Origin of the sequence: Paenibacillus sp. FSL H8-0260, from assembly GCF_045040625.1 — a bacterium.
Lineage (GTDB): Bacteria > Bacillota > Bacilli > Paenibacillales > Paenibacillaceae > Paenibacillus_AQ > Paenibacillus_AQ odorifer.
Genome location: NZ_CP150298.1, coordinates 2,941,517 through 2,957,614 on the forward strand (window position 1 = coordinate 2,941,517; position 16,098 = coordinate 2,957,614).

The 16,098-nt window shown below is 43.8% G+C and carries 18 protein-coding genes and 1 riboswitch; of the genes, 11 read left to right on the top strand and 7 right to left on the bottom strand.

Annotated elements, in window-relative coordinates:
- The first annotated feature begins 12 nt into the window (after positions 1-12).
- The 8 genes from MHI51_RS12965 (at position 13) to MHI51_RS13000 (ending at position 7,535) form a co-directional block, all read left to right on the top strand.
- Positions 13-1,209, top strand: a complete 1,197-nt coding sequence (locus MHI51_RS12965) for a hypothetical protein (RefSeq protein ID WP_405173932.1) — start codon at positions 13-15, stop codon at positions 1,207-1,209.
- 143 nt (positions 1,210-1,352) lie between these two features.
- Positions 1,353-2,417, top strand: coding sequence for a fatty acid desaturase (locus MHI51_RS12970; protein ID WP_076189903.1), 1,065 nt, complete (start codon positions 1,353-1,355; stop codon positions 2,415-2,417).
- A gap of 157 nt (positions 2,418-2,574) precedes the next feature.
- Positions 2,575-3,711 (top strand): sensor histidine kinase, encoded by a 1,137-nt coding sequence (locus MHI51_RS12975; RefSeq protein ID WP_076125940.1) that lies wholly within the window; start codon positions 2,575-2,577, stop codon positions 3,709-3,711.
- The gene (locus tag MHI51_RS12980; protein ID WP_036686291.1) at positions 3,711-4,313 is read left to right on the top strand and encodes a response regulator transcription factor; all 603 of its coding nucleotides are present in this window, start codon (positions 3,711-3,713) and stop codon (positions 4,311-4,313) included. Before MHI51_RS12975 ends, MHI51_RS12980 begins: the two co-directional genes overlap by 1 nt.
- A 508-nt stretch (positions 4,314-4,821) precedes the next feature.
- Positions 4,822-5,907 carry an aspartate-semialdehyde dehydrogenase gene (gene asd / locus MHI51_RS12985; RefSeq protein WP_405173933.1) on the top strand — a complete coding sequence of 362 codons (1,086 nt, stop codon included), beginning with the start codon at positions 4,822-4,824 and terminating at the stop codon, positions 5,905-5,907.
- 123 nt (positions 5,908-6,030) lie between these two features.
- Positions 6,031-6,429: a hypothetical protein gene (locus MHI51_RS12990; RefSeq protein ID WP_076275837.1), complete on the top strand. Its 399-nt coding sequence runs from the start codon at positions 6,031-6,033 to the stop codon at positions 6,427-6,429.
- A gap of 116 nt (positions 6,430-6,545) precedes the next feature.
- Positions 6,546-6,728: a DUF3934 family protein gene (locus MHI51_RS12995; protein WP_076218200.1), complete on the top strand. Its 183-nt coding sequence runs from the start codon at positions 6,546-6,548 to the stop codon at positions 6,726-6,728.
- A 114-nt stretch (positions 6,729-6,842) separates the two neighbouring features.
- Entirely contained in the window at positions 6,843-7,535 is a 693-nt protein-coding gene (locus tag MHI51_RS13000; RefSeq protein WP_076218199.1) for a pseudouridine synthase, read from the top strand.
- On the opposite strand, the gene thiE is transcribed toward MHI51_RS13000, so the two are convergent.
- The 6 genes from thiE to MHI51_RS13030 are packed head-to-tail and all read right to left on the bottom strand — an operon-like array spanning position 7,516 to position 12,339.
- On the bottom strand, positions 7,516-8,181 hold the full coding sequence (gene thiE, locus MHI51_RS13005; protein WP_341002244.1) for a thiamine phosphate synthase: 666 nt from the start codon (positions 8,179-8,181) through the stop codon (positions 7,516-7,518). The two genes, MHI51_RS13000 and thiE, sit on opposite strands and share 20 nt — an antisense overlap.
- Positions 8,162-8,992 carry a bifunctional hydroxymethylpyrimidine kinase/phosphomethylpyrimidine kinase gene (gene thiD, locus MHI51_RS13010; RefSeq protein WP_341002245.1) on the bottom strand — a complete coding sequence of 277 codons (831 nt, stop codon included), beginning with the start codon at positions 8,990-8,992 and terminating at the stop codon, positions 8,162-8,164. Before thiD ends, thiE begins: the two co-directional genes overlap by 20 nt.
- A gap of 24 nt (positions 8,993-9,016) precedes the next feature.
- Positions 9,017-9,811, bottom strand: coding sequence for a hydroxyethylthiazole kinase (thiM, locus tag MHI51_RS13015; RefSeq protein WP_076125949.1), 795 nt, complete (start codon positions 9,809-9,811; stop codon positions 9,017-9,019).
- 41 nt (positions 9,812-9,852) lie between these two features.
- On the bottom strand, positions 9,853-10,890 hold the full coding sequence (locus MHI51_RS13020) for an ABC transporter substrate-binding protein (protein ID WP_076218197.1): 1,038 nt from the start codon (positions 10,888-10,890) through the stop codon (positions 9,853-9,855).
- Complete coding sequence (locus MHI51_RS13025) at positions 10,887-11,663, bottom strand: ABC transporter permease (protein WP_076218196.1); 777 nt, start codon at positions 11,661-11,663, stop codon at positions 10,887-10,889. Before MHI51_RS13025 ends, MHI51_RS13020 begins: the two co-directional genes overlap by 4 nt.
- The gene (locus MHI51_RS13030) at positions 11,644-12,339 is read right to left on the bottom strand and encodes an ABC transporter ATP-binding protein (protein ID WP_256721815.1); all 696 of its coding nucleotides are present in this window, start codon (positions 12,337-12,339) and stop codon (positions 11,644-11,646) included. The genes MHI51_RS13025 and MHI51_RS13030 overlap by 20 nt, the downstream gene beginning before the upstream one ends.
- Positions 12,340-12,537: 198 nt before the next feature.
- Positions 12,538-12,641: riboswitch (TPP riboswitch) on the bottom strand.
- A 222-nt stretch (positions 12,642-12,863) separates the two neighbouring features.
- On the opposite strand from MHI51_RS13030, the gene MHI51_RS13035 reads away from it, so the two are divergent.
- The 3 genes from MHI51_RS13035 to MHI51_RS13045 are packed head-to-tail and all read left to right on the top strand — an operon-like array spanning position 12,864 to position 15,188.
- Positions 12,864-13,700, top strand: a complete 837-nt coding sequence (locus tag MHI51_RS13035) for an amino acid ABC transporter substrate-binding protein (protein ID WP_076183478.1) — start codon at positions 12,864-12,866, stop codon at positions 13,698-13,700.
- Between the two features lie 53 nt (positions 13,701-13,753).
- The gene (locus MHI51_RS13040; protein ID WP_036686309.1) at positions 13,754-14,422 is read left to right on the top strand and encodes an amino acid ABC transporter permease; all 669 of its coding nucleotides are present in this window, start codon (positions 13,754-13,756) and stop codon (positions 14,420-14,422) included.
- 13 nt (positions 14,423-14,435) lie between these two features.
- Positions 14,436-15,188: an amino acid ABC transporter ATP-binding protein gene (locus MHI51_RS13045; RefSeq protein WP_076218194.1), complete on the top strand. Its 753-nt coding sequence runs from the start codon at positions 14,436-14,438 to the stop codon at positions 15,186-15,188.
- Positions 15,189-15,283: 95 nt separating this feature from the next.
- Here MHI51_RS13045 and MHI51_RS13050 read toward each other — a convergent pair whose 3' ends face one another.
- Positions 15,284-15,940, bottom strand: coding sequence for an S-layer homology domain-containing protein (locus tag MHI51_RS13050; protein WP_076218193.1), 657 nt, complete (start codon positions 15,938-15,940; stop codon positions 15,284-15,286).
- Between the last annotated feature and the right edge of the window lie 158 nt (positions 15,941-16,098).

Consider the following 16,098-nt stretch of genomic DNA (forward strand, 5'->3'; position numbering starts at 1 on the left):
AGGAGGTAAGGGATGGAATTTCATTTGGAGATGATTGTTAAGTGTTTAACGAACCACAAGCTGCAGAAATATTGGAAAGGGTTCGAGGCTGTTTCATTCGCATTTTATAATAAGGATAACGTGTATCTGTACAATCATCCCAAATTCAAAACGGTAGGATATCATCCACATTTGCTTCCTTGGAGTAATGAATTCTCAGGAGATACCATCATCTTATATGAGGATCACCCTACAGCCATCGTTAATCTGGAATTACATGAAGAATTCGAAGACTTGTACGCCATTTGTGTACACGAATTATTTCACGGTTATCAATTCCTGATGGGAGATGAACGTTATGCAGATGAATTATTGATGATTACCTACCCTTTATCCCTCGAAAATATGGAATTGCGGATTCAAGAAAGACATCATTTATATCTTAGTGTAATGGCAGCTACTATTGAAGAGCGTAATCACGCAATGTACAGATTTATTGCCATCCGTCAACAAAGAGAACAACTGCTTGGGGAGTACGTGCTAAATGAATATCTTATCGAAACGCTGGAAGGACCCGCTTGGTATGTTGAATTAAATGCCTATGCCGAAAAATCCACCCTACCTAATGAGGAAGTATTGCAAAAATTCAGTTCGTATTTAATAGATGAACTTGAATCTTCGGCTAATATCAGAAGAAGCTGCTACGGTTCTGGTCTGTTTATATGTTTGCTGCTGGATGAGCTTCGCTCCGATTGGAAAGAAGAGTTTATGAAGTCGGAGTTAAGTTTATATGCGTTTTTTAAGCAATTTGTGGATCAAGTCATCATTCCCTTCGAGGAGATATCCATCAGCAAAGAAACGGAAGATATTATGCAATCGGTCAAAACAATCAGGGAGAAGGAATTCATTGATTTTATCAGCCTTGATGGGTACCACCTGTATATTGAAGGAGATATAAAATCTACGAGTTTTAATCCTATGGGTATTATTGGTGGAGATGAGAAATGCATTCATAAGAATAATTTACGAATCCAAATCAATGATGCGGAGTATTTTCTGGAAAAGCCAGTGATTAGCTACTATACAGCTGACCTTCGAAATATTAATAAACTGCACCTCGTACTAGATGAACCTCCAACTTTTAATAAAGATTCGTTAATCCTTAATGGAATTGGTGAGATCAAAGGTCAATACGAAGTGAAGGAAGATGGATGTTGGCTGCAATGCTAACGTAATTTAAATGAGAAGGAGAGTATGACATTTGTCATACTCTCTACTTGATGTTTATGACTTATAGGATGACACTTCATCACCTATACTTAGAGTAGATGAAAAGATCCTTAGCCGGACACATCAAGGAGGAAACGATATAGATGACTACAAAACAGACATCACAGCTCTCCAGCCTTAAAAAGAGTGTAGCCCCTTACGAGAAAAATGACCGCAACGCAAGTATAAGACAGCTCATCAATACTTTAGGACCACTTGTGCTGTTATGGGGCGGAGCTTATTTCTCTTTATCCGTTTCCTATTGGCTCACCCTTCTGTTAGCTATTCCTGCAGCAGGATTTGTAATTCGAACTTTTATTATTTTTCATGATTGCACACATGGATCGTTTTTTAAGAATCGTAAAGCGAATGATATTATCGGAACGATCACAGGTGTACTGACACTGGTTCCTTATCGGCAGTGGAAACATAGTCATTCCATTCACCACGCCAGCTCCAGTAATCTCGATAAAAGAGGGATCGGCGATATTTGGATTATGACGGTCGAGGAATACGCAGCGGCTTCCTTCTGGAAACGTCTATATTACCGGATTTACCGCAATCCCATCGTGATGTTTGGTCTTGGACCGATTGCTGTATTTATGATTCAGTATCGTTTCAATGTTAAAGGTGCTAGACGCAAAGAGCGGATGAATACCTATTTGACGAATATTTCAATCGCAGCGCTTTATGCCTTACTGATATGGGCGATTGGCTGGCAGGCATTTCTTATGGTGCAGCTGCCTGTAGCATTTGTATCAGGGTTTCTCGGCATATGGTTGTTCTACGTCCAACATCAGTTTGAAGACTCTTATTTCGAGAATGAATCTGAATGGAGTTATGTGATGGCCGCGGTTGAAGGTAGCTCATATTATAAGCTGCCGAAGGTGCTGCAATGGATTACGGGCAACATCGGCTTCCACCATGTGCATCATTTAAGTCCAAAGGTGCCAAACTATAATTTGGAAAAAGCGCATAACGCGACGCCACCGCTACAAAAAGCAACAACAATTACGATTGGTACCAGCCTGAAGGCCCTTAATTTCCGTCTTTGGGATGAGGAAAATAAACGATTCATTAGCTTCAAAGAGATGAAGTCCATATTAAATAAACCGAAAACTGCAGGCGAGGTCCTGCAAGTTCATAAGCCCAGACTCCAGGGAGAATAATAGCTACATTGTAATCAAATAGCAGCAAAATGGAAGGTTAGAGCCGGAGAACTCATTCGCGCTCTAATCTTTTTTCTCTTTATCGTTGTGGTTCACCGGATTTTACCGGATTTATGCTAGAATAAGGTGAGTGGCATATGGCAAAAGGAGAGCGAACATGCAGAAGTGGCATCATATTTTTCATAAAAGTACAGGTCTTAGCCCTTATGTATGGGTCGTATTTTATATTCTACCGTTTTATTTCATCTTTCGGTCCTCTTCTCCCTACCAGGTAGTTTCGGGAATCTTGATGATCGCTGTGTTTTTTGTTTGTTATGTGCTTTCTTTTGTCTCCAAGGGTTGGTTAGTTTATTTTTGGACGAGCGTGCAGATACTGGTCTCTATAACGATGACGTTGTTGTTCGGATATATGTATTTTGCGCTTTTTTTAGCCTTTTTTATTGGGAATATCCAGAACCGAGTAGGGTTCTTCACCCTGTACTCCATTCATTTGCTGACTACGATTATTACGATCAATTATGAGCTGCTGTCGCGTAATCCCGTATTTATCAGCCAGCTTCCCTTTGTGCTTGTCAGTATGATTGCAGTGATCCTGCTGCCAATCAGTACCTATAACCGGAATAATCAAGGGAAGCTGCAAGACCAATTGGAGGATGCTAATAAGCGTATTTCAGAATTGGTTAAGCTCGAGGAACGCCAGCGGATTTCACGTGATCTTCACGATACATTAGGTCAGAAGCTTTCGTTAATTGGTCTGAAAAGTGATTTGGCAGGAAAGCTTATCGACAGTAATCCGACGCAAGCAAAAGCCGAGATCAATGATGTACGCCAGACGGCAAGAAGTGCGCTGAAAGAGGTCCGGGAGATGATTACGCGAATGCGCGGCATTCGGCTTGAGGACGAACTCGTTCATATTCAGCAGCTTCTTGCGGCTGCGGAGATCGACTATGTTTTGCAAGGCAATCCTAAACTGTCTAACACTTCATTGATTACGGAGAATGTGCTCAGCATGTGTATTAAGGAAGCTGTCACAAATGTTGTGAAGCATAGTAATGCACAATCTTGCGCAATTATCATTGAACCCACACGCACAGATCTCATCATTAAAGTGAAAGATGATGGAACTGGCATCCCGGGCAATGATCTTTATTTTAAAGGACATGGGCTGCAAGGTATGCGGGAACGTCTTGAATTTGTAAATGGCTGTATGGATATCGTGCGAGATGAGGGTACTACGATAGTGATTAAGGTCCCAAATGCATTTAAGCATCCGGAACAGGAGGTAACCGTATAATGATTAAGATTGTAATCGCTGAGGATCAGCGAATGCTCCTTGGAGCGCTGGCATCTTTGCTGGATTTAGAAGAGGATATGAAGGTCGTGGGCCGGGCAAGCAACGGGGAAGAAGCTGTAGCGATGGTTCAGCAGCATAAGCCGGATATCTGTATTATGGATATTGAGATGCCAGCGATGAGTGGTCTCGACGCTGCGGAAGCGCTGAAGAATAGCGGCTGCAAAACGATGATATTAACCACCTTTGCCCGTGCGGGATATTTCGAACGTGCGCTCAAGGCGGGAGTTCATGCTTATCTGCTGAAAGACAGTCCTAGCGAAGAACTGGCACTTTCGATACGTAATGTGATGGCAGGCCGACGCATGTATGCACCGGAGCTAATGGATGAAGCCTACAGCGGTGAAGTAAATCCTCTGACTCAACGGGAGAAGGAAGTACTTGGACTCATTGCCGACGGTAAAAATACAAAAGAGATCGCCAGCCAGTTGTACATTACCACGGGAACAGTCCGGAATTACATCTCAGTTATACTAGATAAGCTGGATGTAGGTAACCGCATCGAGGCAATCACTCGATTTAAGGAAAAAGGTTGGTTTAAGTGAGCGGGGGAAAGAAACGATTAGTTGGTTGAAGCAGCTTGTAAATGCGAATAGCTGAACGCTGAACGCTGAACGCTGATCGCTAATCGCTAATCGCTAATCGCTGATCGCTGATCGCTGATTGCTGATCGCAGATTCCTGATTTATACTCTCCAATCGCAAATAGATGTATTTCCTACAACTATATGCTATAAAATGCTCTGCAGATGCGATTTAGTTGCATTTCTTACATCTAAAAGTTTACTTAGAGGGCATTTCCATTATTTTTCGGGGAAATAGTTGTAGAGAATGCAGTTAAAGAGTTGTCTAAGCAGAAAATAGACTTATAATTGTACTGAGTGCAGCTATTTCTTTTATTAGCATTAGTGAAATTCAATATAATCCGCTAAAAATAAAATTTTTAATGTTATTTTGATGTTAACACTCGCCAAATGTTCCCGCGCCGTATATCATTAATTATCGGCCTATTATCCACAATAGGACAGTTAATCAAAAGGAAGTGTATTTTCTGATGTCAAGAAAGCTAAGAGCCGGCATAGTTGGCGGCACAGGTATGGTAGGACAACGTTTTATTGCCCTTCTAGAGAATCATCCTTGGTTTGAAGTAACTGCGATTGCTGCCAGTGCTAGATCTGCTGGAAAAACGTATGAAGAATCGGCCAAGGGCAGATGGAAGTTATCTACTCCAATGCCTGAGAACGTAAAGAATATTATGGTCCAAGATGCTTCTAAGGTAGAAGAAGTTGCTGCGGACGTGGATTTGATTTTTTGTGCTGTAGACATGAAAAAAGATGAGATTAAAGCGCTCGAAGAGGCTTATGCTCGCACCGGAACGCCAGTAATCTCCAATAACTCAGCGCATCGCTGGACGCCTGATGTGCCTATGGTCATTCCTGAGATTAATCCGGAGCATCTTGAGGTTATTGCACAGCAAAGAAAACGTCTGGGAACAGAGACAGGTTTCATTGCGGTTAAACCTAACTGCTCCATTCAAAGTTATGTGCCTGCACTTCATGCGCTCAAAGACTTTAATCCTTCTAAAGTGGTGGTCACCACCTACCAAGCGATTTCTGGTGCAGGAAAGACTTTTGCTGATTGGCCAGAAATGCTGGACAACGTGATTCCTTATATCGGTGGCGAAGAAGAGAAAAGCGAGCAAGAGCCTTTGCGGATCTGGGGAAGCGTTGAAGAAGAGGGTATCGTAAAGAGTGAAGCGCCAACGATTACTTCGCAGTGTATCCGTGTGCCTGTAGCGGATGGACATATGGCTGCTGTATTTGTTTCTTTTGAAAAGAAACCGTCCAAAGAAGAGATTCTGAATCTCTGGAAGAGCTTTAAAGGACGTTCTCAGGAGCTTGAACTACCTAGCGCACCTAAACAGTTCATTACCTATTTTGAAGAGGACAATCGTCCACAGACTAAGCTGGATCGTGATATCGAGAACGGAATGGGCGTATCGACGGGCAGACTCCGGGAAGATGCCCTCTATGATTACAAATTCGTAGGTCTCTCCCATAACACCCTGCGCGGAGCAGCTGGCGGTGCTGTGTTGATCGCAGAGCTTCTGAAAGCAGAAGGTTATATTCAACCGAAATAAGTCCATGCATGAGCTGCAAAGCTGATGTGAATAGACACCTCATCAAAGCTTAGTCTTTGGTGGGGTGTTTTTTAATGGATTGATTTGGTAAAATAAGTTATCACCTGAGAAGGAGGAATTTAATTGAAGAAGTACTTATTTACTTTTATTTTGTTGTCATTATCAATCTTTGTAACTGGATGTACATCATCAACTCAAGAGGTACAAGAGTATGGAGTATGTTCCATTAATGCTGAAATTCCTATTCCTAAAAAAGCCAAAGAAATCGAAGTGACAACAACTTCAAGTAACCCCAATATAAAAATAGGTGTAAAGTACGAATTGGATAATATAGGGGGAGAACAAGGTCTTTATCGACCTGACCACTACTTTAATAAATTAAACGATGCTGGATGGATAGAGCTGGAGGACAAGCGGTTAGGACATGTGCAATTTTTTGAAAAAAAGGACACCGTCATCGCCATCGAAATACATCAGGATACCTTTGATATTCATGAAATGAATAAAGATGCTAAATTCTAAACAGTGGCTAGTTAGATGAAGCATTTGTTATTACTTAAACAGAAAGGTTGAGAGTGTGGTAAGATAGGTAAAGTGTATAAACTATACGAATTCTGAATGACTGACGGAGTGATATGATGGGTGCAAAAAGTAAAGGTGGCGGCACAGGCAGAGGTACGGGGAGTAAAGGCTGGACACGCTGGAACAAAACAGCAAAACCAGTTAAACCTGCTAAAAGTGATCCAACGACGGGTCCAGGTGCTAAAGGTGCAAGTGGAAGCAAGGGCAGTAACGTGAAAAAAAGCGGAAGCACCAAATAGCTCCCTTAAACTGGGTTATTCCTGAAGGTTAACATCTGATTTTGATCGTTAAAATCAGGTGTTTTTTTATGACTAGAGGTAAGGTAAGTATATAGAATGAAAGTAGGATCAGCAGTGAGAATCGATAAATATATAAGCGAAACAGGCTTTTGTTCCAGAAGGGAAACCAAACGATTAATTGCAGCAGGTCGAATCGCTGTAAACGGTATTGTCTGTGAGGCGAACATTCTTATAGAGCCAGAGGATATCGTATGGATCGATGGGGAGCCGATAACAAGCAGTAAAGGGGAGCCAGTGTATCTCGCTTTGAATAAGCCGATAGGCATTACCTGTACAGCAGCCCCACATGTGGCTGGGAACATTATTGATTTTGTAGGGTATCCTTCACGGATCTTTGCGATTGGCAGATTAGACAAAAACTCGGAAGGCCTCATTTTGTTAACCAACGATGGAGAGATTGTAAATAAAATGATGCGTTCCGAGAATGGGCATGAAAAAGAATATGTAGTTCATGTAGACAAACCGGTTACGTCAGAATTCTTACAAGAGATGTCTAGCGGCGTGAACATTCTTGGAGTCACAACGAAACCTTGTGAGGTCTATCGGATCACAGAATGTCAGTTTAGAATTATCCTAACTCAAGGTCTTAATCTGCAAATACGCAGAATGTGCAAGGAGTTAGGATATAGAGTACTAAAGCTGGAGCGCATAAGAATTATGAATATTACATTAGACGGCTTGGAGCTGGGACAATGGCGGCATTTAAGCAGTGAAGAGCTGTATGAGCTTATGTCCCGCTTAAACTGACTTTGTCAACAAAGCCTCTGGCAGTTGTGGTAATATCTTCAGCTCCGGCAATCGCTGAGATAACAGAAATCCCATCCGCACCAGCTGTTAATACTGGTGCAACATTTTGCAGCGTGATTCCCCCAATGCCAACCAATGGGATGGTAATGCCTTTATTTCTTAGTTCTTCAATCATCGCAGTGCCTTGAACAGCTTTGGCATCCTCCTTGGATGACGTAGGATAAATGGGACCCACGCCCAGATAGTCGGCTCCATCGGCAATCGCCTGCTGAGCTTCAGCGAAGGAGTGAGCGGATACACCAATGATTTTATTCTCTCCAAGTAGCTGGCGGATCGCCAATGCAGGTGTATCCTCCTGTCCTACATGAATTCCGTCCGCATCAAGTGCGATCGCTAAATCAATGTCGTCATTCACGATAAAGGGCACGCCATTGGTATGACAGATCTTTTGAAGTCGTCTGCCAAGATTAAGTCGTGCCTCATCGCTTAAGGACCCGGTACCCTTCTCACGGAATTGAAACATGGTTATGCCTCCAGCAACCGCTGCCTGCAGCACCTTAACAGGAGCTTTACGGCAATTTACGCTGCCCATAATGAAATAGACTTTTAATAGATCTCGCAGATGTTCACTGTTCATTCGTTGCATTGTTTATCCCTCGCAGTCTGTTCTGATAAGCAAAATGATTGGTTGGTCCATGCCCAGCCCCTATGCCCAGCTCGTCCTCAATCGCCGCTTGTATAAATGCTTTGGCAGTTTGAATGGCCTCAGCTACGGATTTGCCTTTGGCTAGCTCGGCGGTAACTGCTGCTGAATAGGTGCAGCCTGTACCATGCGTATGTCTGGTCTGAATCCGGCTACTCTCCAATAAGGTATATTCGTGACCATCATATAGAAGATCGGTTACGGCTGTGGTTGAAGTATCATGTCCCCCTTTTAGCACTACATATTTGGAGCCCATGCCATGAATGATTTTGGCTGCTTTTTTGCGTTCTTCTATGGTGGAGATCGTCATCTTTGTGATCATTTCGGCTTCGGGAATATTGGGTGTCGTCACCAATGCTAAGGGCAGCAGATGGCTGATTAAGGATTGAACCGCCACCTGCAGCAGCAGTGTGGACCCTCCTTTAGCGACCATCACAGGATCAATTACAAGATTAGACCAGCCGTAATACTTAATTTTATCTGCCACAATGCGGATGATGTCGCTGTTAAATAACATCCCGGTCTTTACGGCATCTGGTTGCAGGTCAAGTCCTATAGAATCAAGCTGCTGATTTATAGCTTCCAGAGTCACTGGATAAACCCCTTGGACACCCAGCGTATTCTGCGCTGTCACAGCTGTGAGGACGGACATGCCATAGACAGAAAGCTCTTGAAAGGTTTTTAGATCGGCCTGAATGCCAGCACCACCGCCGCTATCGGAGCCGGCAATGGTTAGAGCTTTGGATATAATCATCGAATTCACTCCTTTTGAGGGTCATTAACTGAGCTGTTTGATACTAGATCTTTCTAGGAAGACTTCTGGCGTGACCCATGTCAGTTGATTTAGAAACTCAACCTGAAAGCTTCCCGGTCCTCGACCAGTTGTTAGTTCAGCGGCGATTTCAGCGGCTACTCCATAGAAGGAGAGGGCTTCCACTGCGGCCTCCAACGAGGCACCTCCACTTACCGCGAGAAATGCACCCACAACAGCACTGAGCAAGCAGCCAGTTCCTGTAACCTTCGTGAGAATAGGGTGACCGTTGCTGGCAATATAAGTGTTTTTTCCATTCGTGATCACATCGTCTTTTCCAGTTATGATGACCACACAGCTTAACTTCCTCGCAGCAGCTTCAGCCAAAAGGACTACATCGCCTTCACCTTCGCCAGCATCCACCCCTTTAATGGACCAACTCTCCCCAATCACATTAGCGACTTCAGCCACATTCCCCCGCAGTGCGGTGATTTGCATCTCATTCACTAGTTTTTGAGTGACAGCGGTCCGATAAGAAGTTGCGCCTGCACCTACCGGGTCAAGCACTAGGGGAACCCCGTGTTTATTAGCGGATTTACCAGCGAGCAACATAGATTGAATGGCGTAGTCATTGAGTGTGCCTATATTTAGAACTACAGCAGACGACATAGCGGCGATGTCGATCACTTCTTCGTGGGCATCCGCCATAAAGGGAGAGGCACCCAGTGCCAACAGACCGTTGGCTGAGAAATTGGCTACTACAATATTAGTGATGTTGTGGATCAACGGGTTGGATTCCCGTACTTTGGCTAAGTAACTCATCATAATTCCTCCTCAAGCTTGTATAAATAACCAACTAAACGTTACAGATTGATAAAAGCTTCCTGTGCTTTAATATCTTCTGTTAGAAGATCGTTGGTGGATAACCACTGCTGAACCTTTTCCCAAGATGTCGGGTCTTGATAACCAAAAGTTTGATCGCCTGCATTCATCAGCGGCAGTAGAATTTCAAGACTTTTTTTCTCAATCTCCTTGTCGAGCGGTGAAGTTGCATCTTCATGTGCAATCAGTAAATCCAGGGCTTGTTCAGGATTCTGCTCCACAAATTCCTGTCCTTTTGTTATGGCATTTAGAAATTTTTTAAAGTAGGCTTCAGAATTTTGCAATCCTTGTTCGCTGGCCACCAGCACAAGCTCATAATAGTCAGGGACTCCGTAATCCGTTGGATTAAGCGAGGTGACCGGATGTCCCTCTTTTTCAAGGATCAGTTGTTCATGGTTGATGAACCCGCCCATTATTGCGTCCACTTGTCCTGTAGAGATCGCAGGGATAAGGTCAAAACCTACATCAATCAGCTTGGCGGATGAAGGATTGCCTCCATCACTCTGGATCATTGTCCGAATCATCGCTTCATAGAGCGGAATAGAGGAATAGCCGATTTGTTTTCCTGCGAGCTCTTTGGGACTATGAATACTGCCTGCCTGAGGAACCATCAGATGATTCAGTGGATGCCGCACGATAGCTGCAATCGAACGTACAGGGATTTTCTCGCCGCGTGCCATAAGCACCTGTGGCTGATAGCTGAGCGCTAGATCAATTTGATTTGCTGCTACAAGCTTTAGGGCGTCATTGCTGTCCGCAGGCATTTTGATCTCGACATCCAAACCTTCCTCTTGGAAAAAACCTTGCTGTTGCGCAGCGTATAGAAAGGAATGAACGGCATTGGGATACCAATCAAGCATAATCGTCAGCTTGTGTGACTGCTTATTTTCGGAATTGGAGGAACCGGTTTGGGAGTTGTTATTTAGCTTGTCTGCCTTCCCGCAGCTGCTTAAGAGCAAAAGTGTGCATACTAGAAATACAGAAATAAGTCCTCGTTGTGGTGATTTTAAATGATTCATTGGTTAGATCCTCTTTTCTTTAAAAATAATTGTTCGAGTAAAGCTATCGCCAGAAAAAGCACAACACCAAGCGCGGACAGCAGAAATACAGCCGCGAACATTTCATCGCTCTGCATATTTCCGGCCGTTCTGCGGCTGAAGTAACCGAGTCCTTTACTGCCGCCGAGCCATTCCCCGATAGTAGCTCCGATGACGCAGTATACAATGGATAGCTTTAAGCCAGAGAAAAAAGCAGGCAACGCCAGTGGAATTTGGGTTTTGACAAGCAGCTGCCAGCGGTTTGCACCAAATGTTAATAATAAGTCCTTGTAAGTCTGGCCACTTGTACGAAGTCCATCATATGTACTCACTACGACTGGAAAAAAAGCCGTTAAAAACACCACAGCCACTTTGCTCCACAGCGAATATCCGAACCACATAATAAAAATGGGGGATAGCGCAATTAATGGGACCGTCTGGCTAATGATAAGGAAGGGATAGATGGCCTTTTCTACGGGGCGAAACAGGAACATTCCAATGCCCAGCAATACACCACAAACCACAGAAAGGACAAAACCTACCAGTATCTCCTGCAACGTCGCTAATAAATGTTGTCCGAATAACAATTGCCTGTGCTCGATCAATGCGATGCCAATAGATGAAGGTGCAGGGAGAATAAAGGCTGGAATCAAGTGAAGGCGAACAGCTGACTCCCAGATTACAAGAATGAGCAGTACCAGAAGAAGGAAGGGACCATAGTTGTCTAGATGTTTTTTAATAGGTATAGGTTGCATGCAATCTTCGCTCCAACTCTGCCCGTAGTGCTATAAACCGGGGTTCATAGTTCATCTTATAATGTCTTGGTTTTGGTAGATCGACAATGATCTCCTGTAATTCGCTGTGCGCACCGCCAGATAATAAATAAATCCGGTCACTGAGCAATAGTGCTTCTTCCAGATCATGAGTGATGAGCATAATCGTCTGATTCAGTTCACCCCATAACTCCAACAGCCAACGGTGTATCTCACGTTTGGTCATGGCATCGAGAGCGCCAAAGGGCTCATCCAGCAGCATAAGACCACTTCCGCCTCCAGCCACTAAGGTGCGCAGAAATGCTACTCGCTGTTTCATACCTCCCGAAAGTTCATGGGGATAAGCCTTCTCTACATCTGTTAAGCCGAAGCGGGCCAACATTTCCCGAATCTGAGTGATCGTTTTCTGTTTACTAAATCTGGGCTTGATCTCCCAGGGCAAAAGGCAGTTGTCGAGCACTGTTCTCCAAGGCAGCAATAAATCCTGCTGAGGCATATAAGCGATCTGACCTAAACGACTAGCGGTTGAGGGGAGCGTAGGGAGTTTTATTTTTCCATGAGTAGGTTCGAGTAAACCGGCAACCGTTTTGAAAAATGTGCTTTTCCCGCATCCGCTAGCACCTACTACGGAGACGAATTCCCCTTGCCTGATATCCATGGATAGATTTGCGAATACAGGGGGTTGTTCAGTTTCCGGAAAAGAGTAGGTTAGGCCTTGCATAGATAAAATGGTCGTGATGATCTAACCTCCTAATATTTTTGTGGAGCGTCTAAACAAATAAAGACCCATCCATTTCCAGAGGAAATGAATGGGTCAAAAAGTTCATTCTGCATAATAACACTTAACATGCTTGATGAAAATTCTGCTCCACTTCCCTCCGCTGGTATGATCCAGATCAGGTTCCAAGGGTCCGGAGCTTGAAGCTCCGTCTCAGTCGGCCGACTCCCCTAGTGAAATAACAGGTCCATATTAATTTGTTTATAAATATACCATATCTTTCTGAGAAGTAAAGAGAGAAAGAAGTGAAGGATTAATCCAAGATTGGGTAAGATATAAGTAGAAATCTAGTTAATATTACAATTCCGATGTATATTATCGGAAAAAAGCATTGACGATCATGTGATGGCAGTGTACTATTCAATTTACCGGAAAAAAACCGGATAGAGAGAGGGGATTTAATAATGAAAAAATGGAGTCTAACTATTATATTGGCGTTAACCGTGGTTCTTGTAGCGGCTTGCGGCAATAATTCGAATACCAATACGGCTGCTGAACCAACAGCTGGAACGAATGGTGGAGCAGCATCTTCAGCGCAAAACAGTTTGGAGGCTGTGAAGGCCAGCGGCAAATTGCGGATAGGTACAGAAGGGACTTATGCACCTTTTACTTATCATGACACTGCGGGGAAATTGACGGGTTTTGACGTGGAAATTGCCGAAGAAGTAGCCAAACGTTTAGGTGTTGAAGCTGAATTTTTTGAAACTCAGTGGGATGGTATTTTTGCTGGGATGGATGCGAAACGGTTTGATGTCATTTTTAATGAAGTTTCCATTAACGAAGATCGCAAAGTGAAATATGATTTCTCTGAACCCTATATTGTATCCAAGGCAGTATTGATCGTGAGCGAAAACAATGAGGATATTAAGACCTTTGCTGATCTAAAAGGTAAAAAAGCCGGACAATCCCTGACCAGTAACTTATCCGACATCGCTCGTGAGAACGGTGCTGAAATCGTAGCTACGGACGGTTTCAATCAAGCGATGGATCTGCTGACTTCGGGACGTATTGATGCAACTGTGAATGATGGCTTGTCTTATCTGGATCTGAAAAAACAAAAACCAGATGCAAAAATTAAAGTGGTTGATGAGATTCCTGAAGGCTCACAAAGTGCTGCGGTATTCCTGAAAGGCAATGATGAGCTGGTGAATGCGGTCAGTGATGCGATTAAAGAGATGAAAAGTGATGGAACGTACTTGAAAATTTCCGAGAAATACTTTGGAGCTGACGTTTCGAAATAATACAAGGCTAGCAAGGCTAATTAAGCCTAGAAGCTAAAAAGGATGTCTGAATAATGGATGACCGCAAAATACAAATTTTCTTAGATACACTGCTACCCCTGCTTAAAGCCGGGGTGGCTTTTACCATTCCGTTGGCGCTACTTTCCTTTGTGCTTGGATTGATTTTGGCGATCCTAACCGCGTTGGCACGTCTTTCACCGTGGGTAATTCCGAAGCTAATCGCCCGTTTTTATGTATGGGTCATTCGGGGAACCCCGTTGTTAGTGCAGCTATTTATTATATTTTATGGTTTGCCGGCTGTTGGTATTGTACTCGACCCTTTCATTGCCGCCACCATTGGATTTACCCTTAGCGTAGGGGCTTATTCATCGGAAATCGTACGCGCTGCTATCCTGTCGATACATAAAGGCCAGTGGGAAGCTGCCTTCTCAGTCGGGATGACTCGCGGGCAGGCTCTGCGCCGCGTAATTCTGCCACAAGCTGCACGCGTTTCTGTACCGCCGTTATCCAATTCTTTTATTAGCTTGGTCAAAGATACATCGCTTGCAGCGATCATCACCTATACGGAGATGTTTAGAACTGCTCAGCAGGTAGCCTCTACCACTTATGAGCCTCTGCTGGTATACTCCGAAGCAGGATTGTTTTATTTAGTGTTCTGTTCTGTGCTGTCGGCGCTGCAAAATTACTTGGAGAAACGACTCGATCGTTACTCTGCGACCTAAAGGAGAGATACTTGTGATTGAAATCATTAATTTGCATAAATCCTTCGGCGCACTCCAAGTGTTAAAGGGTATTGATCTGAAAATGGAGCATGGAAAGGTACTTGTCATTATTGGGCCATCCGGCTCCGGAAAAACTACACTGCTGCGCTGTTTTAATCTGTTGGAAATCCCGGATCAAGGCAGCCTGTCACTCGGGGATATCACCATCAATTTTACAGATCATAAGAAAATTTCTCAGAATTCCGTATTGGCTCTTCGACAGAAAACAGGGATGGTCTTTCAATCGTATAATTTATTTCCGCATATGACTGCGCTAGGCAATGTGATGGAGGGACAGGTAACTGTCTTGAAACGAACCAAGGAAGAAGCGCGTAAGCGGGGCCTTCAACTGCTGGCTAAGGTGGGTTTGGCTGATAAAGCTGATAACTATCCACATCAGCTGTCAGGTGGACAGCAGCAGAGAGTGGCCATCGCCCGGGCTATGGCAGTAGATCCAGAAGTGCTGTTGTTTGATGAGCCCACTTCGGCGCTCGACCCCGAGCTGGTAGGGGAAGTGCTTAAGGTCATCAAACAATTAGCAGCAGAAGGTATGACTATGGTGATTGTGACCCACGAGATGAAATTTGCCGCCGATGTAGCGGACCGGATCATTTTGATGGATGGCGGTCATATCTTAGAGCAAGGAACGCCGCAAGAAGTGCTGGAGCATCCGAAGAATCCCCGGGCTCTGCAATTTCTGAATAGACTGAATGGTGAAGAAGAGTAGAAAGACAATACACACGAAAAAGCAGCTCGGGAATCATCCGGAGCTGCTTTTTCGTGTGTAGATTATTCAAATGAGAAGAGTAACTGAAATTTGGCTTATCCTCCAGTTTTCAGGAACTCCAAAGCGTTGTAAAGCATAATCGCTGCTTCGGCACGGGTGAGTTCGCTTTTTGGATTAAACTTTCCGTTAGCGTCTAGAGTATTGATCTTGTATTTCAGGGAGCGCTGAATACTGCCTTGATACGCAGGGGTCAGTGACGCTTCATCAGCGATATCTACTGGAACGATATTGATCATCGGCAGATTACCTACGCCTTCGATCGCTTGCATTAGATAGTTAGTGAATTGCTCTTTGGTCATAATTAGGCTAGGATCAATGTCTTTTGGTAGCTTAACTTGATTGTAATAAGCATTGATAAAGGCTTCAGCGTACCAGGCTTTGTCTTTTACTTTTGTGAACAAGCCGCTGGCAACAGGAGCTTTGTTAAAGTCAATGGCTGCGAGGCTGAGCTGGAGACCGCCGGAGATAAACTGAATCCCTTGGGCTGTAGTTACCTTAGAGCCAGGGAGAAATTGAGATTCGCTGACACCTTTAATTAACCCTTGATTTTTTAAAGAAATGATTTTTTCTTTGCCGTTTATGTTATCAATATCCTTAAAGGTGTTCCCAGCTGCAAACATCTGACCACCCAAAGAAAAGGAGAAAATGGCTACGGTTGTGATTACTGCTAGTGTGCTTTTTTTCATGTTCATGTCTTTTCACCTCGTTGTATGGATAGGCTCCTTAGCCTTTGTCACTCCTTTAACGTTGTAAATTATGGAAAGGTTGCGGTCTAATCTGTATTATTTCACGAAAAAGTAGATTTTAATAGAAATATAGGCCAGATTGGGGTGTAGTACTTTGGATAAGT